20 protein-coding genes are annotated in these 22,729 nt (G+C 71.0%); 6 read left to right on the top strand and 14 right to left on the bottom strand.

Going from position 1 to position 22,729, the window contains the following annotated elements; all coding sequences use genetic code 11:
* Positions 1-55: 55 nt before the first annotated feature.
* Both MQN93_RS05845 and MQN93_RS05840 read right to left on the bottom strand, forming a co-directional pair.
* Positions 56-3,352, bottom strand: coding sequence for a S8 family serine peptidase (locus tag MQN93_RS05845; protein ID WP_242708603.1), 3,297 nt, complete (start codon positions 3,350-3,352; stop codon positions 56-58).
* A 140-nt stretch (positions 3,353-3,492) separates the two neighbouring features.
* On the bottom strand, positions 3,493-4,035 hold the full coding sequence (locus MQN93_RS05840; protein ID WP_242708602.1) for a CGNR zinc finger domain-containing protein: 543 nt from the start codon (positions 4,033-4,035) through the stop codon (positions 3,493-3,495).
* 107 nt (positions 4,036-4,142) lie between these two features.
* On the opposite strand from MQN93_RS05840, the gene MQN93_RS05835 reads away from it, so the two are divergent.
* The 5 genes from MQN93_RS05835 (at position 4,143) to MQN93_RS05815 (ending at position 9,221) form a co-directional block, all read left to right on the top strand.
* The gene (locus tag MQN93_RS05835; RefSeq protein ID WP_242708601.1) at positions 4,143-4,586 is read left to right on the top strand and encodes a VOC family protein; all 444 of its coding nucleotides are present in this window, start codon (positions 4,143-4,145) and stop codon (positions 4,584-4,586) included.
* Positions 4,587-4,588: 2 nt separating this feature from the next.
* The gene (locus MQN93_RS05830; protein ID WP_242708600.1) at positions 4,589-5,476 is read left to right on the top strand and encodes a pyridoxamine 5'-phosphate oxidase family protein; all 888 of its coding nucleotides are present in this window, start codon (positions 4,589-4,591) and stop codon (positions 5,474-5,476) included.
* Positions 5,477-5,485: 9 nt separating this feature from the next.
* On the top strand, positions 5,486-5,947 hold the full coding sequence (locus MQN93_RS05825; protein ID WP_242708599.1) for an NUDIX hydrolase: 462 nt from the start codon (positions 5,486-5,488) through the stop codon (positions 5,945-5,947).
* 262 nt (positions 5,948-6,209) lie between these two features.
* On the top strand, positions 6,210-7,970 hold the full coding sequence (locus MQN93_RS05820; RefSeq protein WP_242708598.1) for a TIGR03767 family metallophosphoesterase: 1,761 nt from the start codon (positions 6,210-6,212) through the stop codon (positions 7,968-7,970).
* A 99-nt stretch (positions 7,971-8,069) separates the two neighbouring features.
* On the top strand, positions 8,070-9,221 hold the full coding sequence (locus MQN93_RS05815; RefSeq protein ID WP_242708597.1) for a serine hydrolase domain-containing protein: 1,152 nt from the start codon (positions 8,070-8,072) through the stop codon (positions 9,219-9,221).
* A 143-nt stretch (positions 9,222-9,364) separates the two neighbouring features.
* Here the strand turns inward: MQN93_RS05815 and MQN93_RS05810 are convergent, their stop codons facing one another.
* Positions 9,365-10,411: a hypothetical protein gene (locus tag MQN93_RS05810; protein ID WP_242708596.1), complete on the bottom strand. Its 1,047-nt coding sequence runs from the start codon at positions 10,409-10,411 to the stop codon at positions 9,365-9,367.
* A 188-nt stretch (positions 10,412-10,599) separates the two neighbouring features.
* Entirely contained in the window at positions 10,600-13,167 is a 2,568-nt protein-coding gene (gene pepN, locus MQN93_RS05805) for an aminopeptidase N (protein ID WP_242708595.1), read from the bottom strand.
* Between the two features lie 157 nt (positions 13,168-13,324).
* On the opposite strand from pepN, the gene MQN93_RS05800 reads away from it, so the two are divergent.
* Positions 13,325-13,987 carry a mycothiol-dependent nitroreductase Rv2466c family protein gene (locus MQN93_RS05800; RefSeq protein ID WP_242708594.1) on the top strand — a complete coding sequence of 221 codons (663 nt, stop codon included), beginning with the start codon at positions 13,325-13,327 and terminating at the stop codon, positions 13,985-13,987.
* Between the two features lie 3 nt (positions 13,988-13,990).
* Here the strand turns inward: MQN93_RS05800 and MQN93_RS05795 are convergent, their stop codons facing one another.
* The 10 genes from MQN93_RS05795 to MQN93_RS05750 form a co-directional block, all read right to left on the bottom strand.
* Positions 13,991-14,194, bottom strand: coding sequence for a hypothetical protein (locus MQN93_RS05795; protein WP_242708593.1), 204 nt, complete (start codon positions 14,192-14,194; stop codon positions 13,991-13,993).
* A 91-nt stretch (positions 14,195-14,285) separates the two neighbouring features.
* The gene (locus MQN93_RS05790) at positions 14,286-14,516 is read right to left on the bottom strand and encodes a hypothetical protein (RefSeq protein ID WP_242708592.1); all 231 of its coding nucleotides are present in this window, start codon (positions 14,514-14,516) and stop codon (positions 14,286-14,288) included.
* Positions 14,516-15,553 (bottom strand): glycerophosphodiester phosphodiesterase family protein, encoded by a 1,038-nt coding sequence (locus MQN93_RS05785; protein ID WP_242708591.1) that lies wholly within the window; start codon positions 15,551-15,553, stop codon positions 14,516-14,518. The genes MQN93_RS05790 and MQN93_RS05785 overlap by 1 nt, the downstream gene beginning before the upstream one ends.
* Positions 15,554-15,579: 26 nt before the next feature.
* Positions 15,580-17,001 carry an FGGY-family carbohydrate kinase gene (locus tag MQN93_RS05780; RefSeq protein WP_242708590.1) on the bottom strand — a complete coding sequence of 474 codons (1,422 nt, stop codon included), beginning with the start codon at positions 16,999-17,001 and terminating at the stop codon, positions 15,580-15,582.
* 16 nt (positions 17,002-17,017) lie between these two features.
* Complete coding sequence (locus MQN93_RS05775; protein ID WP_242708589.1) at positions 17,018-18,040, bottom strand: 2-hydroxyacid dehydrogenase; 1,023 nt, start codon at positions 18,038-18,040, stop codon at positions 17,018-17,020.
* Positions 18,037-19,116 (bottom strand): ABC transporter ATP-binding protein, encoded by a 1,080-nt coding sequence (locus MQN93_RS05770; protein WP_242708588.1) that lies wholly within the window; start codon positions 19,114-19,116, stop codon positions 18,037-18,039. The genes MQN93_RS05775 and MQN93_RS05770 overlap by 4 nt, the downstream gene beginning before the upstream one ends.
* On the bottom strand, positions 19,094-19,939 hold the full coding sequence (locus MQN93_RS05765) for a DeoR/GlpR family DNA-binding transcription regulator (RefSeq protein ID WP_242708587.1): 846 nt from the start codon (positions 19,937-19,939) through the stop codon (positions 19,094-19,096). The genes MQN93_RS05770 and MQN93_RS05765 overlap by 23 nt, the downstream gene beginning before the upstream one ends.
* Positions 19,936-21,024 (bottom strand): ABC transporter ATP-binding protein, encoded by a 1,089-nt coding sequence (locus tag MQN93_RS05760; RefSeq protein ID WP_242708586.1) that lies wholly within the window; start codon positions 21,022-21,024, stop codon positions 19,936-19,938. Before MQN93_RS05760 ends, MQN93_RS05765 begins: the two co-directional genes overlap by 4 nt.
* The gene (locus tag MQN93_RS05755; RefSeq protein WP_242708585.1) at positions 21,021-21,851 is read right to left on the bottom strand and encodes a carbohydrate ABC transporter permease; all 831 of its coding nucleotides are present in this window, start codon (positions 21,849-21,851) and stop codon (positions 21,021-21,023) included. The genes MQN93_RS05760 and MQN93_RS05755 overlap by 4 nt, the downstream gene beginning before the upstream one ends.
* Complete coding sequence (locus tag MQN93_RS05750) at positions 21,848-22,729, bottom strand: carbohydrate ABC transporter permease (protein WP_242708584.1); 882 nt, start codon at positions 22,727-22,729, stop codon at positions 21,848-21,850. The genes MQN93_RS05755 and MQN93_RS05750 overlap by 4 nt, the downstream gene beginning before the upstream one ends.

Below are 22,729 nucleotides of genomic sequence, written 5' to 3'. Positions count from 1 at the left end.
CAAGCAGAAGGGGCGGGCGCCCGTACGGACGCCCGCCCCGCTGCCGCCGTCCTGACTACGGCGTGACCTTCTCGATCTTCACACTGCCGACGCCCGCGACCGTGCCGCGCGCGTTCACCAGCTGCACCTGGCCGAAGAACTCACGGCCCTCCGGAGCGGCCGCCGCGGCGGTCACACTGCCGGAGACGGTCGCCGAGTCGCCCGTGCCGAGCTTGACCGGCGCCGACTCGTCGACGGTGACGGTGCCGAGGGACGCGGAGAAGAAGACGTCCCGGTAGTCGTAGTCGGTGGAGCCGGACGGCACCGAGTAGCCCATGACCTCGACCGTGTACGTGCCGGCGGCCGGCGAGGCGACGGAGACCGCCTCCTCCGAGTCGCCGTCGGCGGACTGGCCGACGACGTTGCCGTCCTCGTCCAGGACCGTCAGGTCCAGGTCGGCCGCGTTGTCCGAGACTCCGCCGATGGCGACGTCGAGCGACTTCGCACCCGCGGGCACCGCGACCGTGGTGGTCTGCGTCTCGCCCTCCTTGATGGCCGGGCGGGCCGACTTGGCGGAGCCGAGCGGGCCGCCGACCAGGTGGCCGTCGAGGGCGGCGAACCCGTTGGTCGCCTTCCAGGAGACGGCGGCCGGGGTGCCGACCTTGGCCTCGGGGACTGTCACGGTCTCCGGGTCGAAGGCGGCGCCGTAGACGGCGGCCTGCAGCTTGTAGGGGTTGTCGAGCAGCGGCGAGGTGCGGCGCGACTCGACCTCGATCTCCCAGACGCCGGGCTGCGGGTCGGCGTAGGAGCGCACGTCCGGCTTGCAGCCGTTGGTGTTCGAGTAGTTGCTGTAGCAGTACGGGGTGCCCGTGTCCTCGACCGGGACGCCGTAGGGGTGGATCGAGATGAAGCGGGTCTGGCTCTTGTCCTTGAGTCCGCCGATCGCGACCTCCAGCGCCTTGGCGCCCTCGGGCACGGTCAGGAAGTACGACTGCGTGCTGTTGCGCTGGACGGTGTTCGACGCGGACCAGGTGTACTTGACCGGCGTCGAGACCACGACGGTGGTCAGGATCTGCTGGTCGACCCCTTCCGTCCTGCGGTCGTCGACCTCGAGGATCGCGCTCTTGATGCCCGCGGACCGCGGCTTCGCCTGCACCTTGACGGTGACGGGCTGGTTCAGCGGCAGGCTGACCTCGTCCGAGCCGACGACGCGGAAGGTGTCACCGGCGTTGTTCGCGAAGTGCAGCCGGTGCCGGATCGCCTTGTCCGCGCCGGAGGTGCGGGTGATCGTGACGTCGTACGACTTCTTCTGCCCGGCCTTCAGGCCGCCCTCGCGGTCGTACAGGCCGGTGCCGAAGCCCGGTGTCTTCAGGGCGAAGTCGATCGCGGTGTCGACGGGGGCCTTCACGGTGTAGTCGTGGGCGGAGGCGCCGTGGCGGATCGCGTCCCAGGCGTCGACGATGTCGATCAGGCCCGCGCCCTCCTCGTAGGCCTGAACACCCTTGATGTGATCGGCCGTTGACGTGAGCGCCGTGCGCAGGGTGGCCGGGGTCAGCTCGATGTGCCGCTGCTTCGCCGCGCTCAGCAGCAGCGCGGAGGCGCCGGCGGCCTGCGGGGAGGCCATCGAGGTGCCCTGCAGCATGGAGTAGCCGGCCGGCAGCGAGTAGCCCGCCTCGGCGACCGGGGCGCCCGGCAGCCAGGTCTGGGTGGTGTTGATCGCGGCGCCCGGCGCGGACAGCGTGGGCGTGAAGCCGCCGTCCTCACGCGGGCCGCGCGAGGAGAAGGGCATCATGGCGTACTTGGTCTTCACGGCCGAGCCGTAGTTGGCCGCCCAGGTCTCCTTGGAGATGGTCGCGCCGACCGAGATCACCTTGTCGGCGAGGCCGGGGTCGCCGATGGTGTTGGCGCCCGGTCCGGAGTTGCCCGCGGAGATGACCAGCTGCACGCCGTAGGTGTCGATGAGCCGCGTGTACAGCTCGGCGCGCGCGTTGTTGCCGTCGTTGAGGGCGGGCAGACCGCCGATCGACATGTTGACGATGTCGACGCCGCGGTTGACGACGAGGTCGATCATGCCCTCGGTGAGCGCGACGTTGGTGCAGCCGCCGGTCCAGGTGCAGGCACGCGAGGAGACGATCTTCGCGCCCGGCGCCTCGCCGTTCATCCGGCCGCCGAACAGGCCGTGGGCGGAAGTGATGCCGGCGACGTGCGTGCCGTGCTCGGACTCGATGACGCCGATGTTGACGAAGTCGGCCTTCTTGCCGACCCAGTCGCCGCCGTAGGGGTCCATCGGCACGTCCTTGCGGATCTGCACGACGAACGGCTGGCGCTCCACCACGTCGGTCTTCGGGTCGTCGGTCCCGAACCAGCCGATCTGGTATCCGTCCTTGTACGGCTTCATCGGCGCGTCGTCGCCGAAGTCGAAGTTGTTGTTGAGGTCGACGCGGACGGTCCCGGCGGCGGGGTCGTACAGGACGCCCCACTTGTCCGTGGTGTCGCCGTCGCGGTTGGCGTCGCCCTTGGCGTCGCCGCCGGTGGTGGCGGCCTCGCTGAAGGTGCTGACCTGGTAGGCACCGGCCGGCGCGGTCCAGGTCTGCCCGCCGTAGGTGAAGGTGGGGCCGGAGACGGAGGTGACCATCGGGCGCCAGGTGGCGTCGCCGTCGACGATCGGGTCGGTCGCCGTCACCCAGTCGACGATCTTCCGCTCGCCGGTGGTGGTCTTCTGCAGCGCCGGGTGGCCGAGGTCGACGCCGGAGTCGAGGATGCCGATGGTGATGCCGCGGCCGTCCGCCTTCGGGTTCTTCTTCACGAAGTCGACGGCGCCCGTCTCGAAGGACGGGTTGTACGGGTTCTCGGCGGGGGTCTTCTTGCCCGGGGCGGGGTAACTCACGCTCCCGGAGGCCGACTTGGCGGAGCCGCCGCTCACGCTCGGGTCGTCCAGCGGTATCTCCTCGCGCAGGTCGATGCCGTGCACGGAGGAGAGCTTCGCGGCGGCGGCGATGGCCGACTCCGCCTTCGAGGTGGGGACGGTGGCGCGGACGTAGCCGAGCTTGTCGTAGGTCCGCCCCACCGAGCCGCCCTTGACCGCGTCCAGCTTGTCGGCGACCTGCTCGGTCTGCCCCGGAGCGGTGGCGATCATCATCGTGACGTTCTTGTCGCCGCCGGCCTTGGCCTCGGCGAGCAGGTCCGCGTCGTCTGAACCGAGCTTTTTCTGCGCGGACTTGACGGTGCCGTCCGAGGGCGCGGACGGATCGTCGGCGGAGAAGGCCATGGGTATCGGCCCCGCCGCGGAGAGCGCGGCGACGAGACCGGCGGCCACGGCTATGCGCGCCACACGTCTCGCGCCCGATATGGGATCGCGCTGGGGGTGGGTCATCGGCATCCCTCGTAGGTGAAGTTCCAGTGCCGGACGAGCGCACAGCTTTACCCAAGGGACAGTTGTTTGGGAAGTGTTGACCGAAACGATATGGACGTATGGGGAAAACCCCCTATGCCCATCAGGTGTTTTGGGGTGTTTCAGGACTCTTTCGAGCGGGCGTAGTGGCGCGACGCCTTCGCCCGGTTCCCGCAGGTCGCCATCGAGCACCAGCGGCGCGTGCCGTTGCGTGAGGTGTCGTAGAAGTGCAGGACGCACGTCGGGCCGGAGCAGGCGCGCACGCGGTCGGGGGCGGCGGAGAGCAGCTGAAGGTAGTTGCGCGCGGCGAGCCAGGCGGGGCCCCAGGACGGGTCGTCGAACTCGGGCAGCTCGCCGGGGCCGTCGGCGGTGAGGGTGAGCCGGATGCGGCCGTGTGCGAGAACGCCGTCGACGGCGTCCGCGCCCTCGGCGACCGACCCGTCCACAGCCTTCTTCAGGGCGTCGCGCGCCTGGAGGGTTCGTCGCAGGGTCGTCGCGTCCGCCTCGAACCGCTCGTCGAGTCCGTTCGCCGTGAGCCATACGGCGAGTCCGTCGAGGTCGGTGAGCAGGTCCTGCGTGACTCCCTCGCTGTTCCACCGGGTGTTGAGCAGGTCGAGCGCGAGGGGCTCGCCGGTGAGGGGGCGCGGGTCGGGGGCGATGGGCATCGGGTGACTCCTTCCGGGCTAACCCTTGAAGGGTACGTGACCGGTTGACCTCTGGGCATGCTAACCGTTAATGTCGAGGACGACGGTTAAAACGACTGGGGAGAGCCATGACCCTGCACACCGGACACGTCGGTCTCAACGTCACCGATCTCGACCGCTCGCTCGCCTTCTACCGCGACGTCCTGGGCTTCGTCCTCGTGGCGGAGGGCAAGGAGGACGATCGGCGGTACGCGTTCCTCGGCGACGGCGAACGGCTCGTCCTCACACTCTGGCAGCAGGCGGGCGAGCCCTACGACGGCGACCGGGCGGGCCTGCACCACCTGGCCCTGGAGGCCGAGTCGATCGAGCGGGTCAGGGAGTACGAGCAGGCGCTGCGGGCGTACGGCGCCGCGTTCGCCCACGAGGGTGTGGTGGCCCACCGCGAGGGCGCGGACTCGGGCGGCATCTTCTTCCACGACCCGGACGGCACCCGCCTGGAGATCTCGGTGCCGAGCGGCGTCCAGGGCGCGCCGGCACCCCATGAGTCCGCCCCGACCTGCGGTTTCTTCTAGTCATGGACGTCTATCACGCGGGTTCGCGGGCGGTGCAGGACCGGGTCGGCGTGCGGGAGGACGCCGACCACGTGGGCCGGGCGGTCGGCGAGGGCATCAAGCCGGTGGCGGCGGCCTTCCTGGAGCTGCAGCCCCTGCTGGTGCTCGGCGCGGCCGACCCGGCGACGGGCGCGGTCTGGGCGTCACCCCTGACCGGGGCTCCCGGCTTCGTCCGGGCGACGGGCCCGCGCCAGATGTCGGTGACCGGCGGCGTCCGGCCCGCCGACCCCCTGGCGACGGCGCTGGCGACGGAGGGCACCCGGGTCGCCACCATCGCCCTGGACCCCCGCACCCGCCGCCGCATGCGCCTCAACGGCCGGCTCCGCCCGACGCCGCGGGGCTTCGCGGTGACGGCGGAGCGGGTGTTCTCCAACTGCCCCCGGTACATCCAGCGGCGCGAGGCGTACGAGGTGGCGGCGGACCGCAGCCCCGGAGAGACCCGGCGCGGCACTGAACTCACCGACGCCCAGCGCGCGTTCGTCGAGTCCGTCGACACCTCCTTCATCGCCACCGTCCACGAGGGCGAGGTCGAGGTGAGCCACAAGGGCGGCAACCCCGGCTTCCTGCGCGCACCCTCCCCGCACGAGCTGACCTGGCGCGACTACCCCGGCAACGCCATGTTCCTGACCCTGGGCAACATCGCACTGGACCCGCGGGCGGGGCTGCTGTTCGTCGACTGGTCGACGGGCACGGTGCTGCAGCTGACGGGCGAGGCGCACACGGAGTTCGGCGAGGACGGCGAGCGCCGGGTGCGGTTCACGGTGCGGGAGGTCGTCGAGACGCCCGCTGCGGTCCCGCTGCGCTGGTCGGCCCCCGAATACTCACCTGCGAATCCGGCGCCCGCGGACTAACGTCCCCTCGTGCGCGAGACATTGAGGGTGGCGGCCTACGCCATGTGCATCCGCGACGACCAGGTCCTGCTGGCCCGCTGGACCGACACGCAGGGCCGCCCCGAGTGGACCCTGCCCGGCGGCGGCATGGAGCACGGCGAGGACCCGTACGACACCGTGCGGCGCGAGGTGGAGGAGGAGACCGGCTACCTCGTCGAGATCACCGGCCTGCTCGGCGTGCGCTCCAGGAACATCACCATCTCGCGGCGCTTCCGCCGCACCGTCCACCATCACGGCGTAGGCCTCGTCTACGAGGCCCGGGTGACCGGCGGCGAACTGCGCTACGAGGTCGGCGGTTCGACGGACATGGCCGCCTGGCACCCGCTCGCGGATGTGCCCGGGCTGCGCCACGTCGACCTGGTCGACGTCGGGTTGCGGCTGTGGCGGGAGCGGCCGGTCACGGGGAGGGTGACGGTGCCGGGCCAGGAGTGACCGGCGCCACCTTCAGACTCCCTGAACTGCTTCCCGTACCCCGGAAGATGAACGCGGAGTGACCGGCTCCGGGACGCGTGACGAGCGGTCGTGAACGCACAGGGTGGCCCAAGATCCACGTACGGTGATCGGTGTTGCGCGTTGCCGTCTCGTTCACGCGCAGGTCATCCCCGGTGCCAAGCATCCAGAGCGAGCGGGAATGTTCGCGACAGCGATCGCCCGCGACCACTGCCGACGCGTTCGCACTCGGGGAGATCGCGCCATGTCGCGCATACGCTCTGTCGCCGCCAGCATCCCGGCGGTCAACCGCCGTACCGTCCTCGCCGCCACCGGGGCGGCCGCAGTCTCCGCGGGCGTCGGCTACGCCCTGCGGCCCACCGACAGCCAGGCCGCCGCCGGCGCGCCCACGGAGGCGACCCGGGTGGTGGCGCAGTCCCGCAAGGCCCCCGGCGCCCCCCTCGCCCCGTACACCAAGGGCACCACCCTCGCGAGCGTCGCCGCCCCGCGCTCCGGCACCGGCTACCGCCGCCTCGGCGACGGCGCGGGCTGGTCCCGCGTGGTGCGCGGCGAGCTGGCCGCGCCCAAGTCGGGCCGGGCCGGGCGGCGTACCGCGCTCGCCGCGTTCGTGCAGCTCACCGACCTGCATCTGATCGACGCCCAGCACCCGATGCGCCTGGAGTACCTGCGCTCCGCCGACCGGCACGCCTGGCGCCCGCACGAGGCGCTGACCGTGCATGGCGCGATCTCACTGGTCGAGCGGATCAACGCGCTGCGCGGGGCCCCCGTCACCGGCTCCGCGCTGCACTTCGCCATGACCACCGGCGACAACACGGACAACAACGCCAAGTCCGAGCTGGAGTGGTTCCTGAAGATCATGAGCGGCGGCCGGTTCACGCCCAACTCCGGTGACCCGCGGCACTACGAGGGCGTCCAGAACAGCGGTCTGAAGACCTACTGGCAGCCCGACTCCACCGTGCGCGACGGCGACAAGCAGCTCGGCTTCCCGCACCTCCAGGGCTACCTGGCCGCCGCGATCCGCGAGGTGCGCAGCCCCGGCCTGAACCTGCCCTGGTACTCCACCGTCGGCAACCACGACGCCATGCCGCTGGGCTGCTACGGCCACGGCGACTCCTGGCTCGCCGAGTACGCGGTCGGCGGCCGGAAGCTGATGTCGCTGACCGCGTCCGAGGCGAAGCGGCTGCAGGACCACATCAAGGCCGGCAACGACCCTAAGGGCCTCGCCTTCCGGGACCTGCTGAAGGCCCACACCCGCGACATGCGCCCGGTCACCGCGGACGAGTGGCGCGCGCCGTTCACCCCGGCCGACTACCTCAGGGCCCACCTCGACCCGGCGTACCGCGGTCTCGGCCCGGTCGGGCACGGCTACTCCAGCGCCAACCTCGCGGCGGGCACGCAGTACTACACCTTCCGCATCGCCGACGACGTCGTGGGCATCAGCCTCGACACCACCGATCCGGGCGGCCACTACGAGGGCTCCATCGGAACGGCCCAGCTGAACTGGCTGGACAAGCAGCTGAAGGACAACAAGGACTCGTACGTCGTCGTTTTCAGCCACCACACCAGCAAGACCATGACGAACACCGGCCACGCGGACCCGGCCCGCCCGAACGAGCGCCGCCTGGGCGGCCAGGAGGTGATCGCCACCCTCGGCCGCCACCGCAACGTGCTCGCCTGGGTGAACGGCCACATCCACCGCAACGACATCACCGCGCACTCGTCCTCGGCCGGCGGCTCCTTCTGGGAGATCTCCACCGCGTCCCACGTGGACTACCCCCAGCTCGCCCGGGTCATCGAGCTGACGGACAACAAGGACGGCACGATCTCCCTGTTCACCACCCTGGTGGAGTCCGCGGCCCCGCACCGCACGGACTTCGCCGACCTCACCCAGACCGGCCTCGCGGCCCTGTACCGCGAGCTGTCGTACAACGCGCCGGGCGCCAGTACGAAGCTGGGCGGCGCCGCGCACGACCGCAACACGGAGCTGCTGCTGAAGAAGGGCTGAAAGCCGCCCAACCGGCCCGCGATGTTCAACCTCCTGCCCGCGGGCCGGGTCTGCTCTCCTGTCCGAGCCTTGTGCACAGTGAGATGGGGGAGACAAGAGATGAACACAGGCGTCCGTACGACCCTGGTCGCGGCGACGGCCGTGGCGCTGTCCGCCGCGCTGGCCGGTCCCGCGCTCGCGGCCGCGCCCGCGCGCGGCACCGGCGGTCACGACGCGACCCGGCAGGCCGTCGAGGCCCTGGTGAAGGAGGGCGTGCCCGGGGTGACGCTCACCGCGAGAGACGGCCACGGCGCCTGGTCGACGACCGCGGGCGTGGGCAACCTCCGCACGAAGGCGCCCCGTTCGGCCGACGACCGCTACCGCGTCGGCAGCATCACCAAGACCTTCGTGTCCACCGTGCTCCTCCAACTGGAGGCGGAGGGACGGCTGTCGCTGGACGACACCGTGGACAAGTGGCTGCCGGGGAAGGTCAGCGGCCACGGCCACGACGGCCGCGCGATCACGCTCCGCATGCTCCTCAACCACACCAGCGGTGTCTTCAACTACACCGCCGACGAGGACTTCGGCCGCACGTACTTCCTCAAGGACGGGTTCTTCAAGCATCGTTACGACCGCACATCGCCCGCGGACCTCTTGGCGATCGCGATGTCCCACGAGCCGGACTTCGCGCCGGGCACCTCGTGGAACTACTCCAACACCAACTACCTGCTGGCCGCGATGGTGATCGAGCAGGCCACGGGCCGCCCCTACGGTGCCGAGATCCGCGACCGCATCATCGAGCCGCTGCACCTGAGCGCCACCTCGGTCCCCGGCACCCGCGTCACCGTCCCGCAGCCCAGCAGCCGCGCCTACTCCAAGCTCGCGGAGACGGCCACGGGCCCGACCTACGACGTCACCACCCTCAACCCCGCCATCGCCTACGGCTCCGGCGAGATGATCTCGGACTCCGCGGACCTCGACCGCTTCTACTCTGCGCTGCTGCGCGGCCGTCTCCTCCCGCCCCACCAGCTCAAGGAGATGAAGAGCACGGTGCAGATCGAGGGCGCCCCGAACGTCCGCTACGGGCTGGGCCTGATCGACCGCACCCTCTCCTGCGGAGTGCACGTCTGGGGCCATGACGGCGGCATCCACGGCTCCTCGTCCGACGCGGCGACCACCGCGGACGGCCGGCATTCCGTGGCGCTCAACCTCAACGGCGACTGGGCGGGCGACACCACCACGGTGCTCGAGGCGGAGTTCTGCGGGAGCTGAGCCCGAGGCGCGAGCTGAGCCCGAGGCGGGCGCCGATCCCGAGGCGGCAGCCGGGCCCGGCGCGGAAGCCGAACACGAGGAGGGGCCGCCCGGTTCGCCCGGCGGCCCCTCCCCTCCCCTCCTGATACCGCCTCGCTCCGTCACTAGCGGGGCAGCACCACGACATACGCGGCCGGTTCCCGGTCGCCGGACGCCATCAGCGCCGTACGGACGATCGCCGCCTGCTGCTCCATGGATTCGCGGAGCTTCTTGGGCGTGATGTGGACGACCGTGATGCCGAGCCGCTCCAAGTGCTCGCGCTTGCGGGCGTATTCGGACCACAGCGCGTCGTCGTCCTGCCGCGGGGCCCGGATGTCCAGCTCCACGGCGACCGCCTGCTCGGGCCAGTAGGCGTCCAGGCCGCCGAGGTGGGGGCCGCCGGGCAGCCGGAGGTCGACGTTCCAGACCGGGTCGGGCAGGCCGTACTCCTCGACCATGCGGTACAGCCGGTCCTCCGCGATCGCGCGGCCCTCGGCCAGCAGCGAGTCCACCGCGTCCACCACGTGCGGACGGCTCAGCAGCTTCGCCTGGTTCAACGCCCGCACGACCGAAGCCGGTTCGCAGTGGCCGCCGCGCACCGCCTCCGTCAGCAGCCGGCGCACCGTGGAGGCGTCCGCCAGCTCCGCCACCGCGTCGGCCAGGGCGCGGGCCACCGGCGCGACCGGAACTCCCGTGACCGGCTCGGGAGTCGGCAGGGCCGGCGTGCGCACGATGCGCGCGCAGCCCGTCGAGCGCAGCCGGCGCAGCCGGGGCACCAGCACGTCGATCTTCTCCAGCGACAGCAGCGGCGGCGCGGAGGTGAAGCCGTACAGGGTCAGCGCCGCCAGGCCGGTGATCATCGCCTCCGCGTAGACCGGGCGGTGCGGCGCCTCCGGGCCGGGCTGCGCCGGTACTCCCGGCGCCGACTCGCGCGAGGCGTACAGCAGTACCGCGTGCAGCCGCTCCTCGCTGGTGGGTGGGCCCGGGTGGAGCAGGAAGACGCCCGGCAGGAGCTGCTGCCAGGAGCCGCCCGCGCGGCACTGTTCGTTCATCTCCGCCGACGAGACGCCGTGCGCCCGCAGTTGAGCCGTCGTCAGCACACGGCGGTGCACGTCGGCGAGGTGGCGCAGGGGGCGGGGGGAGGCCGGGGGGAGCGGGGTGTTGTGGTTCATGACTCGGAATGTCCCGCGTCCGGTCCGCGCTGTAACCGCTGTTACACGCTCGTCGACAAATACGGACAAGACAGCACTAAAGGACGCGTGTTCGGGTGCCGATAGGGCACGGAAAACCCCTGGTCCAATCGGGTTGGACCAGGGGTTACGGGTGTTATTGACCGGATTCCGTAACGGTCACCGGCGGCTTAGTCGTTGGCCAAAGCTTGGGCGCGCAGGGCCCGCGCCAGATCGTCCCGGGCCTCCAGCACCAGCCGGCGCAGCGCGGGCGCGGCCCCCTCGTGGGCGGCGAGCCACGCGTCCGTCGCCTCCAGCGTCGCGGGGGAGTCCTGCAGCGCCGGGAACAGGCCCCGCACCACGTCCATGCCGATCTGGATGGACCGCTCCGTCCAGATCCGCTCGATCACCTCGAAGTACCGGGCCGCGTACGGCGCGAGCAGCTCCCGCTGGGAGGCCTGGGTGAAGCCCGCGATCGTCGCCTCCACCAGGGCGTTGGACAGCGCGTCGGACTCCACGACCTGCGCCCACGCCTGCGCCTTGACCGCCTCGGAGGGGCGGGCGGCCAGACAGCGGACCTGGTGGCGCTTGCCGGACGCCGTGTCGTCGCGGGCCAGTTCGGCCGCCAGGACCGTCTCGTCGACCGCGCCGTGCGCGGCGAGCGGCTCCAGGAACGTCCAGCGCAGCTCCTGGTCGACCTTGAGTCCCTCGATCTTCTCCGTGCCCTCCAGCAGGCCCCGCAGCAACTGCAGATCGTCGGGCGCCGACGCCACCGTCGCGTAGAACCGCGCCCACGCCAGCTGGTGCTCGCTGCCCGGCTCGGCCGCCCGCAGGTCGCGCAGCGCGGTCTCGGCCAGCAGCTCCTCGCCACGCGGCCGCGACGAGGCGGGGGAGTAGTGGGTGAGCGCCGAGCCCGCCCAGGCGTGCAGCATCTGCAGCACCCCGATGTCGGACTCGCACCGCCCGAAACGAACCACCAGGTCGATGAAGTCGGACGCGGGCAGCAGCGCGTCCCGCGTCATGTTCCACAGCGCCGACCAGCACAGGGCGCGGGCCAGCGGGTCCTCGATCGCGCCGAGGTGCTCGCGCAGCGTGGCCAGCGAGGTCGCGTCGAAGCGGATCTTGCAGTACGTCAGGTCCTCGTCGTTGACCAGCACCAGCTCGGGGGCCTGCGCTCCGGCCAGTTCCGTCACGACCGTGCGCGGGCCGTCGACGTCCACCTCGGCGCGCGCGTAGCGCACGAGATGGTCGTCCTCGCGCCGGTAGAACCCCACCGCCACGCGGTGCGGCCGCAGTTCGGGGTGCGACTCGGCGGCCTCCTGCACCACCGCCAGCTCCTCGACCCGGCCCTCGGCGTCCAGCAGCACCTGCGGGGTCAGGGAGTTGACGCCCGCCGTCTGCAGCCAGCCGCGCGCCCAGGTGCCCATGTCGCGCCCGCTGGTCTCCTCCAGCACCGACAGCAGGTCACCGAGGCGCGTGTTGCCGTAGGCGTGCCGCTTGAAGTAGCGGCGGGCGCCCTCCAGGAACGCGTCCTGGCCGACGTAGGCCACCAGCTGCTTGAGCACCGAGGCGCCCTTGGCATAGGTGATGCCGTCGAAGTTGAGCTTGGCGTCCTGCAGGTCGCGGATGTCGGCCGTGATGGGGTGCGTGGAGGGCAGCTGGTCCGCGCGGTAGGCCCAGGACTTGCGGCGGTTGGCGAAGGTGATCCAGCCGTCGGTGAAGCGGGTCGCGCCGACCAGCGAGAAGGCGCCCATGAAGTCCGCGAAGGACTCCTTGAGCCACAGGTCGTCCCACCACTCCATGGTGACCAGGTCGCCGAACCACATGTGCGCCATCTCGTGCAGGATGACGTTCGCCCGGCCCTCGTACGACGCGCGCGTCACCTTGCCGCGGAAGATGAACTCCTCGCGGAACGTGACCAGTCCGGGGTTCTCCATCGCGCCGAGGTTGTACTCGGGGACGAAGGCCTGGTCGTACTTCCCGAAGGGGTACGGGTAGTCGAAGTGGTCGTGGAAGAAGTCCAGGCCCTGCTTGGTGACGAGGAAGACGTCGGCGGAGTCGAAGTAGGGGGCCAGGCCCTTGCGGCACAGGGCGCCGAGGGGGATCCGGAGCTTCGTGCCGTCCTCGAAGGTCCGCTCGTAGGAATCCGTCACGTAGTGGTACGGACCCGCCGTCACACAGGTGATGTACGTCGAGATCGGCTTCGTCTCCGCGAACCGCCACACCCCGTCGGTGAACTCGCCCGCGCCGTTGCTCCAGACCGTCCAGCCCTCCGGGGCGCGCACCTCGAAGCGGAACGGGGCCTTGAGGTCGGGCTGCTCGAAGTTGGCGAAGACGCGGCGGGAGTCGGCGGGCTCGTACTGCGTGTAGAGATAGATCTCGCCGTCCTCGGGGTCGACGAAGCGGTGCATGCCCTCGCCGGTGCGGGAGTAGGCGCACTGCGCGTCCACGACCAGCTCGTTCTCCGCGGCGAGGTCCTCCAGGAGGATGCGGGAGCCGTCGAAGACCTGGCCCGGGTCGAGATCGCGGCCATTCAGTGAGACGGAGGTCACACTCGGGGCGATCAGGTCGGCGAAGGTGGCGGCGCCGGGCTCGTTGCTGCGGAAGCGGATCGTGGTGACGGAGCGGAACGTGCGCGGTCCGTCGCCGTCGTGCTCGCCCACCGCCGAACGCAGGTCCAGGGCGACCTCGTACCCGTCGACGGACAGCAGGGCGGCCCGCTCCCGGGCCTCGTCACGGGTCAGATTCTCACCGGGCACGGGCGGTACTCCCTCGGCTGCTGTTTCGGCATGTGGACAGGGCCGATCCTGCCATGCGCTCCTGACGGTGAGCACCCGGGAATGAGGTGGTCACCCGGGAATGGGGTGGATGATGTTCGGCGTTGTTGGTTGAACACGACACTTTCCGAGGAGAGCCATGTCCGAGACCGCGACCACCTCCGGCAAGACCCCCGTCGACTTCTGGTTCGACCCGCTGTGCCCCTGGGCCTGGATGACCTCCCGGTGGGTGCTCGAAGTGGAGAAGGTCCGGGACATCGAGGTGCGCTGGCACATCATGAGCCTGGCGGTGCTCAACGAGGACAAGCTGGACACGCTGCCCGCGGAGTACCGGGACATGCTGGAGACCAAGGCGTGGAAGCCGGCGCGCGTGGTGACCGCCGCCTGGCAGAAGCACGGCGCGGACGTCCTCGGCCCGCTCTACACCGCGCTCGGCACCCGCTTCCACAACAACGGCGAGGGCCCGACCACCGAGGCCATCGCCGGCGCCCTGGCCGACGCCGGTCTGCCCGCCGACCTCATCGACTACGCCGACCAGGAGGACTTCGAGTTCGACGCCGAACTGCGCGCCTCCCACAAGGAGGGCATCGACAAGGTCGGCCAGGAGGTCGGCACCCCCGTCATCGCCGTGCCCGGCGCCGACGGCCAGCAGATCGCCTTCTTCGGCCCCGTCGTCACCCCGGCCCCCAAGGGCGACGCCGCCGCCAAACTCTGGGACGGCACCCTCGCGGTCGCCTCCATCCCCGGCTTCTACGAAATAAAGCGCACCCGCACGGTGGGCCCGGACTTCAGCAACCTGTAGAACTCACTCGGGCGGCGGGAGGGTCCCTCCGACCTGGTAGTTGCCCCGCTGCTGCCACCGCCGGCAGTTCTTGTTGGTGCAGCGCAGGAGGGAGCTCTCGCTGACGTGCTTAGGTACGTGGGGCCGGGCCTGCTCCTTCTCCTTCTCGGTGAGCTCGCGGAACTCCTGCATCTGGTGGCCGCAGTTCGGGCAGCGCTTGGACACCATGTGACCTCCCCAAATCGGTGACCGGAGCGTAGGCCCGCGCCGGGCGGCCGCGGCAGCCCGGAATCCGTCCCACCAGGGCGGATTCCGGACGTCACTTCGTGGCGGTCTCCTCCCCGCGGAAACTCTCGGGGAGGAGGTCGCCTTTCCCTCTGTTGAGGTACGGCTGATACCAGAGGCACTTCTCGGCGGTGCAGCGCCAGAGGTTGCCGACGAAGAAGCGGGGCCCCTTCTTCTCGCGGACGGCGGCCTGCTCCGCGGCGTTGAGCCGGCGGAACCTCTGTCTGCTGCGACAGGTCGGGCACTCCCGCTCGATCTCGGTCATCAACCCCTCCTCGCGATCACCGCCAGGTCCGGGAAGTCGGTCACCACCGCGTCGACTCCCTGGTGGTAGTAGAGCGCGTACTCGGCGAAGGCGTCACCGAAATCGTTCGGTCCGGGGCCGCGGCGGAGGTCTGCGGGGAGGAACTGGTTCTCGGCGCGGAAGGTGTACGCCCCTACGCGCAGGCCGGCCGCGTGGGCGTCCGGGAGGAGGGTCGTGCCGGTGAGGGAGACCTTGTCCGGGCCGATCCAGTCCGCGTAGGCGGCGATGCGGGCGAGGCCCGCCGGGGTCATCATCTGCTGGTAGGTCGTCGACGGCAGGTCGTAGGGGCCGCCCGTCGTGCCCAGTGCCTGCCACAGGGGGAGGCCGAGTTTCGCGGCCGCGATGCGGTGCAGGCTCGTCGGCTCGAAGGACTGGACGACGCACTCGCGCGGCCCGAGCCGGTTGCGGCGGATCAGCCGGATCAGCTCCGGCTCCAGCTCCAGACCGATCGAGCGGAAGTACGTGGGGTGCTTGGTCTCCGGGAAGACGGCGACCGTACGGCCGTACGTCCGGGACAGCCGCCGCGCCAGGTCCACCACCTCCTGGAAGGTGAGCACCTCCTCCCGCCCGTCGAACACGGTGTTGCGGTTGCGCACATCCGGCAGCCGCTCCACCGCCCGCAGCGTCTTGAGCTCGGCGAGCGTGAAGTCCTCCGTGAACCAGCCCGTCACCGCCTTCCCGTCCACCGTCTTCGTCGTCCGCCGCCCCGCGAACTCCGGATGATCGGCCACGTCCGTGGTCTGCGAGATGTCGTTCTCGTGCCGCACCACCAGCACATGGTCCTTGGTGGCGACGAGGTCCGGCTCGATCCAGTCGGCGCCGACCTGGACGCCGTAGGTGTACGCCGCCGCCGTGTGTTCGGGCCGCCACCCGGCCGCGCCCCGGTGACCGATGACCAGCGGGCCACCGCGCGAGGACGGCGCCGCGTGCGCGGGTGCGGCCGCGGCCACCGGCGTGGCGGCGGCCGCAAGCAGCAGGGAACGTCGTCTGAGCTGCATACAACTCCCTTTCCTGGACGGGTCGTTCATGCACGCGCCCGGCCGCGCGCCTGCGCCAGCCGGGCCAGATGGTCCTCGTAGGCCTTCGCGTAGTACGCCGAGCGCGCCGCGTCCGGCTCCACGACCGCCGTCGGCTCGGTCCACACCGCCGCGTCCAGCGCGACCCCGTACCGCTCCGCCGCCGCCAGCACCGCGCCCCGCGCGCCCACCTCGCCTTCGACGACCCGCAGCGGACGGCCCAGCACGTCGGCGAGCAGCCGCATCCAGGCGGGGCTGCGGGTCCCGCCGCCGCACACCGCGAGCGAACCGGTCAGCCCGGCCGCCTGAAGGCAGTGCCGGGCCGCGAAGCCGATGCCCTCACAGGTGGCGCGGACCAGGTCGGCCTTGGTGGACTCCAGTGATACACCGGTGAGTTCGGCGCGCAGCCGCGGTTCCACGAAGGGCGCGCGCTCGCCGGACGGGGCGAAGTACGGCAGGACCCGCACGCCGTTCGCGCCCGGCGGGGTGTCCGCGAGCAGGCCGTCGACCTCCTCGTGCCCGACGCCGGTCGTGGTGAGCACCCAGTCGAGCGCCGCCGTGCCGACCATCGCGGGCATGGCGCGCAGCCACTGCCCGGGACGGTCGGTGGAGATGTACAGGCCGGCCGGCTCACCGGACAGGTCCAGATCGGTCGTGGCGACGAGACTGGCCAGACAGGTGCCGACGATCAGCAGACCGTCACCGGGATCGGTCACCCCCGCGCCGAGCGCACAGGACGGCAGGTCGTACGGCCCGTTCGCGATCCGTGTCCCGGCCGGCAGCCCCTCGCGTGCCTCGGCCGTCGCGATCGGGTCGCCGACCGGGGCGAGCAGACCGCGGCGGTGCGTGAGACCCAGCAGCTCCACGACCCGGTTGTCGTACGTCCGCGTGCGCGGATCGAGGAACGGCATCGACGCGTCCGAGACGTCCGTCGTCGCCGGGGCCCCGGTGAGCCGGCGGAAGACCATGTCCTTGCAGTACAGAGCCGTGGCCGCGGCATCGAGCGAGGCGGGCTCGTAGCGGTCGAACCAGGCAAGGAGCGGGCCCGGGCACCCGGGGAACATGGCGCTGCCGGTCCGCCGGAACACCGTCTCGAAGGTGCCGTCGGCCAGCCACTGGTCGAGCAGTTCGTGCGCCCGTCCGTCCATCCAGGAGGCCGCGGGCCGCACCGGGCGGCCCTCCTTGTCGACCAGCCACACCCCGTCGCCCTGCCCGGTCAGCCCGGCCAGCTCCACCGGCGCGGCCACCCGCGAGGTCAGTGTGCCGAGCACGTCGACGACGGCCGCGTACACCTCCTCCATGTCCTGCTCGACCACGCCCCCGCGCAGCGCGAGACCCACCGGGCGTGCCTCGACGGCCAGTTCACGCCCGTCGCCGTCGAACGCGGCGGCCTTCACCATGGACGTGCCCACATCGATACCGACGTACATCTCGCCTCCCGGCTCGTCAGGTCAGACAGTGCGCCAGCGGCTCCCCGCGCACCCAGCGCCCCACCTCTTCGGCGGCGATCCGGGCCGCCTTCTCCGCGACCGCCTGGGACGCCCCGCCCAGGTGCGGGGTCAGGACGACGCGTTCGGCGAGCGCGTGTAGCCGCGAGCCGGCGGGCAGCGGCTCCGTCGCATAGGTGTCGAGGGCGGCCGCCGACAGCCGGCCGCTCTCCAGGGCGTCGCACAGCGCGTCCTGGTCCAGCAGCCCGCCGCGCGCCGCGTTCACGACCACCGCACCCCGCGGCAGAAGTTCCAGCTCGCGCGCGCCGATCAGCCCGCGGGTCTCGGCGGTGAGCCGGGCGTGCAGGGTGATCACCCGGGAGCGGCGCAGGAGTTCGTCGAGCGAGGACAGCCGCAGTCCGTGGATCTCGCCGCGCACATAGGGGTCGTGGACCATCACCTGCGCGCCGAAGGCACACAGGGCGCGGGCCACCCGGCTGCCGACGGCGCCGTAGCCGACGAGCCCGACGGGCAGGTCCTCCAGCTCCAGACCGCTGTGTTCGTACGTGTAGTACGTCGCCCCCTCCCAACTCCCCTGCCCGGCGAGCAGGTTGTGTGCCTGCGGGATGCGGCGCAGCGCGGCCAGCATCAGGCCGACGGTGAACTCGGCGGTGGCGGCGGCGTTGCGTCCGGGCGCGAAGCAGACGCGGACGTCGTGCCGCTTGGCCGCGTCCAGGTTGACGTTGACCGGGCCGCCCCGGCACACGACCACCAGCCGCAGGTCCGGGCAGGCACCGAGGACCCGCTCGGTGACCGGGCCCATCTGGGTGACCAGCACCTGGGCGCCGGCGAGCGCGTCGATCAGCTCGTCCTCGGCGTCGCTGGCCTCGGTCACCTCGGCGACCGGACCGAAGGGCTCCAGTGGCCAGCCGAGCGTCAGTTCCCTCACGTCGCAGTCGAGTTCGTGGGCGATCGCCGCCGTGACGAGCGACGGCAGGATGAAGTGGTCGCCGGCGGCGACGACTCGTACGGGCTCGCTCATCGCAGCAGCTCTCCTGTCTCGGCGTCGAAGACATGGGTCAGGCGGGTGTCGGCGGCGACGCGCACCTGTTCGTCGTGGGCGAGGCGCACCTCGGGGCCGGTGAGGACGACGAGGGGGCGCTCGACACCGTCCAGGGCGAGGGTGGCGACACCCGCCTCCAGCAGGGGTTCGTGGGCGACGACCCGGGCGGGCAGGCCGTCCTCGCCGGTGAGGCTCAGATCCTCCGGGCGGACGCCGACGACCACCTCGCGGCCCTGCGTCACCGGCACGGGAAGGGCGAGGTGCACGGAGTCGGAGAGGCGGGCGCGGCCGTCGTCCGTGACGGTCCCCGGCAGCAGATTGATCGCGGGCTCGCCCACGAAGTCGGCGACGAACAGATTGGCGGGGCTGTCGTAGATCTCGTACGGCGTGCCGATCTGCTGGATGACGCCGTCCTTCATCACGGCGATCCGGTCGGCGAGGGAGAGGGCCTCCTCCTGGTCGTGGGTGACCAGGATCGTCGTGTGCCCCAAGTCCCGCTGGATGCGCTTGAGCTCGCGGCGTGTGGTGTCGCGCTGGGCGGCGTCGAGGTGGGAGAGGGGTTCGTCGAGGAGCAGTACGTCCGGTTCGCGGACCAGTGCGCGGGCCAGCGAGACGCGCTGCTTCTGGCCGCTGGACAGGCCCGCCGGGCGGGCGTCGAGGATGCCGGTGAGGTCGACGCGGTCGGCGATCTCGGCGACCTTGCGCTGGACGTCACCCCGGGCGTTCCCCCTGCGTGCCTTCAGCCCGAAGGCCAGGTTCTCCGCGACCGTCAGCGGGGGGTAGAGCGCGTAGTTCTCGAAGGCGACCCCGATGTTGCGGGCCTGGGCGGGGCGGTCGATCACCGATGTCCCGCCGACCAGGATGTCCCCGCCGCTCACGCTCTCCAGGCCCGCGATCATCCGCAGGGTGGTGGACTTGCCGCACCCGGAGGGGCCCAGCAGCCCGAGCAGCTCCCCGGAGCGCAGTGCGAGGTCGATGCCGCGCACGGCGTCCACCGGCGGCCGGCCGCGGGAACGGAACGTCTTGCGCAGATCACGTAGTTCCAGCTCGGTCATCGCTGCCCTTCGTGCCGGTCGTGGCGCAGATCTCGTAACGGACCTTGTGCTCGTCCAGGTCCCGCAGCGCCTCCGCCGACGCCCCGTCGTCGACGAGGAGCAGATCGAAGCGGGACAGCGGGACCACCCGGTGCAGGGCGGCCCGGGCGAGCTTGGTGTGGTCGATGAGCAGGACGTTGCGGGCGGCCGCGTCGAGCATGGCCCGCTTCACCGACACGATGTGCTGTTCCTGGTGGTAGGCGTAACCCCCGTGCACGGCGGACGTGGACGCGAAGCACACGTCCACGCGCAGCTGCTCGATCGCCTCGACGCAGGAGACGCCGAGGAAGGAGGAGTGCAGCGGGTCGTAGTCGCCGCCGAGGGCCATCAGATGGATGCCCCGCTGGTCGGCGAGGAGGTTGATCGCCTCCAGGAAGTTGGTGACGACCGTCAGCGGGGTGATGTCGCCGTGCCTCAGGCGGCGGGCTATCTCCAGGGTGGAGGTGGAGTCGTCCAGCATGATCGCCATGCCGGGTTCTATGGACTTCAGCGCGTGCTCGGCGACGGCCGCCTTCTCGGCGCGCATGGTCTTGAGCCGGTACTGGACGTTGGACTCGAAGACACCGGAGGGCTGCGCGGTCACGCCGCCTCTGAACTTCCGTACGATTCCCTGCCGTTCGAGCTCGTCGAGGTCGCGGTGGATGGTCATCAGGCTCACCCCGAACCGCTCGGCGAGCTCGGCCGCCGTGGCCGATCCGTCGGCCAGGACCAGCTCGGCCATGGCGGCCTGCCGGGCCGCGGGTCCCTGCTGCTGTGCGCCGCCACCGCTGCTGTTGCTGCTCATCGTGTCCCGATCAGTCGTCCTGGGCGCCCGGGCCGGTCGGCCTCGAACAGCAGCAGGTTCTCAGGCCGGACCGTCAGCCGTACCGGATCGTCGGGACCGAGGCCCGTCGTGTCGCCGCGCGGCGCCACCAGCGACACCTGCTGCTCGCCCAGCCGGACGGTCACCTCGACGCCGCGGCCGAGGACCTCGGTGACATAGACGGTGCCGGTCAGCTCATGGCCCGCGGCGCCGCCCAGCACGATGTCCCGGGGGCGCAGGCCGACCAGGACGTCCGTCCCGGGCTGTGCCTTCGCCGTGAGCGGCAGCTCCACCTTCCCGTCCGCGGTCCGGAATCCGCCGTCGTCCGTCACCACCCCCGGCAGCAGATTGATCCGCGGCCGGCCGAACGCCCGCGCCACCTCCGTGTCGCAGGGCCGGTACCAGATCTCCTCCCGGGTCCCGGTCTGCACGATCCGCCCGTCCCGGATCACCCCGATCCGGTCGCCGAGTGCCAGGGCCTCGACGGAGTCATGGGTGACGTAGAGGGTGGTGGTGTGCTGTACCGCCCCGATCGCCTTGAGTTCCGCGCGCATCTGCTGGCGGAGTTTGGCGTCGAGGTGGCTGAGCGGCTCGTCGAGCAGGAAGGCGCGGGCGGGCCGCACCAGCACCCGGCCGAGCGCGATGCGCTGCCGCTGGCCGTTGGACAACTGGCCGACCCGGCGGTCCAGCAGGCCGCTGATGCCGAGGAGTTCGGCGATGGCGCCGATGCGCTCGCGGGCCTCGGCGGCGGGCAGCCGGTGGCGGGGCGAGCGCAGCGGGGAGGCGAGGTTGTCGTAGGCCGATCGGTGCGGGTAGAGGGCGTAGCTCTCGAAGCACATCGCCACGCCCCGGTCGTACGGTTCGACGCCCGCCATGTCCTTCCCGTCGAGCAGGACGGTGCCGGAGTCGGGCCGCTCAAGACCGGCGACGGTCTTCAGGGTGGTCGTCTTGCCGGCGCCGGACGGGCCGAGCAGACAGAAGAACTCCCCTTCCCGTACGTCGAGTTCGAGCCCGTCCAGGGCGGTGGTCTTTCCGTACGTCTTGTGGATGCCGCGCAGCCCGATCATGACTTCACCGCCCCGAAGGACAGGCCCCGCACTAGATAGCGCTGGATGGTCAGGGCCAGCAGCAGCGGGGGTACGACCGAGATCAGGGCCGCGGCGGCCGTCAGGTTGTACTTGGGGCGGTCGCCGCCGAGGAAGGACAGGGCGCCGACGGTCACGGTCTGCGCCTCGTTGGAGGTGAGGATCAGCGGGAAGACGAAGTTGTTCCAGGCGAAGATGAAGGCCAGCAGCGACACCGCCGCGATACCCGGCTTGACCAGCGGCAGGGCCACCTTGAAGAAGGCCTGCTTGCGGGTGTAGCCGTCCAGCAGGGCCGCCTGCTCCAGCTCCGGGGTCAGATCGGCGAAGTAGGACCGCATGATCCACACGATCAGCGGGAGCGTCACCAGCTGCAGGACCCAGATCATGCCGACGTACGTGTCGAACAGGCCGAGCTTCTGATACAGCACGAACAGCGGGATGATCACGGTCAGTTCGGGCGCGAACCGGAACGACAGCAGCGTGAACATCAGGTTCTCCGAGCCCTTGAACCGCCAGCGCGCCGAGGCGTACGCGGCCGGCAGCCCGACCAGGAGCGACAGCAGCACCGCCCCCACCGACACCACCAGGCTGTTGACGAAGAACCGCACGAACGGGATGCCCTCGCTGTCTCCGAGGACCGTCCGGTAGGAGCCGAGCGTTGGGGTGAAGGAGAAGTAGGTGCTGAAGAGCTGGTTGGCGGGCTTCAGCGAGAGAATCACCATCCAGGCGATCGGGAACAGCGCGAAGACGAAGTAGAGGATCAGGGCGAGGTCCGCGAGAGCGCCCAACAGGCGTTTGCGCAGGTTCATTTCGCCTCGGCCGCCTTCCGCTGGATCCTGCCGAGATGGCGTACGAGCACCATCGCGGCGAGATGGACCACGGCCCACAGCACGATCGTGTAGCTGATGCCGAAGCTGTAGCGCTGGAAGCGGATCGCCTCCAGATAGGCCCGGATCTGCAGGACCACGGTCGAGTCGCCGGGGCCGCCCTCGGTGAGGGCGTAGATGATGTCGAAGACCTTCAGCGAGTCCATGAACCGGAAGATCACCGCGACCAGGACGTACGGCCACAGCATGGGCAGGGTCAGCCGCCGGAAGGTGTACCACCAGCCCGCGCCGTCCACGGCCGCCGCCTCGAACGGGGAGGTGGGCAGCGACCGCAGACCGGCCAGGGCGAGGATCGCCACGAACGGGGTGTAGACCCAGACGTCCACGGCGATCGACGACAGGAGTGCGCCCGTCGGGGTGTCCGTCCACTGAACTCCCCCGAGGCCGAAGGGTTTCAGCAGGTGGTTCACCACCCCGACCGACGGCTGGAGCATCAGTTTCCAGATGATCGCGGCGATCACCGGGGCGATCATCAGCGGCAGGATGAGGATCTTCTCCAGCACCCTGCCCGCCGGCGAGGAGCGGTGCAGCAGCAGGGCGACGGCGACCCCGAGCACGGTCTCCACGGCCGCTGCCCCGACCGCGTACAGGACGGTCACCCACGCCGAGTTCCAGAACGCGTCCTGCGTGAAGACGGTCTCGTAGTTCTGCAACCGCACCATGTCCGGCTGCGGTTTGCTCGCCGAGAAGTCGAACAGCGTGTAGTAGAGCCCGAGTCCGAAGGGATAGAGGATTCCGCAGGTCAGCAGCAGCGCCGGGACGATCAGGAAGTACGGGCGAAGAGTGAGGCGCCAGCCCAT

Source organism: Streptomyces spinosisporus, from assembly GCF_022698145.1.
Classification (GTDB): Bacteria; Actinomycetota; Actinomycetes; order Streptomycetales; family Streptomycetaceae; genus Streptomyces; species Streptomyces spinosisporus.
The sequence above is the reverse complement of the archived record's forward strand: the minus strand, read 5'-3'. Positions and strand labels throughout refer to the sequence as shown.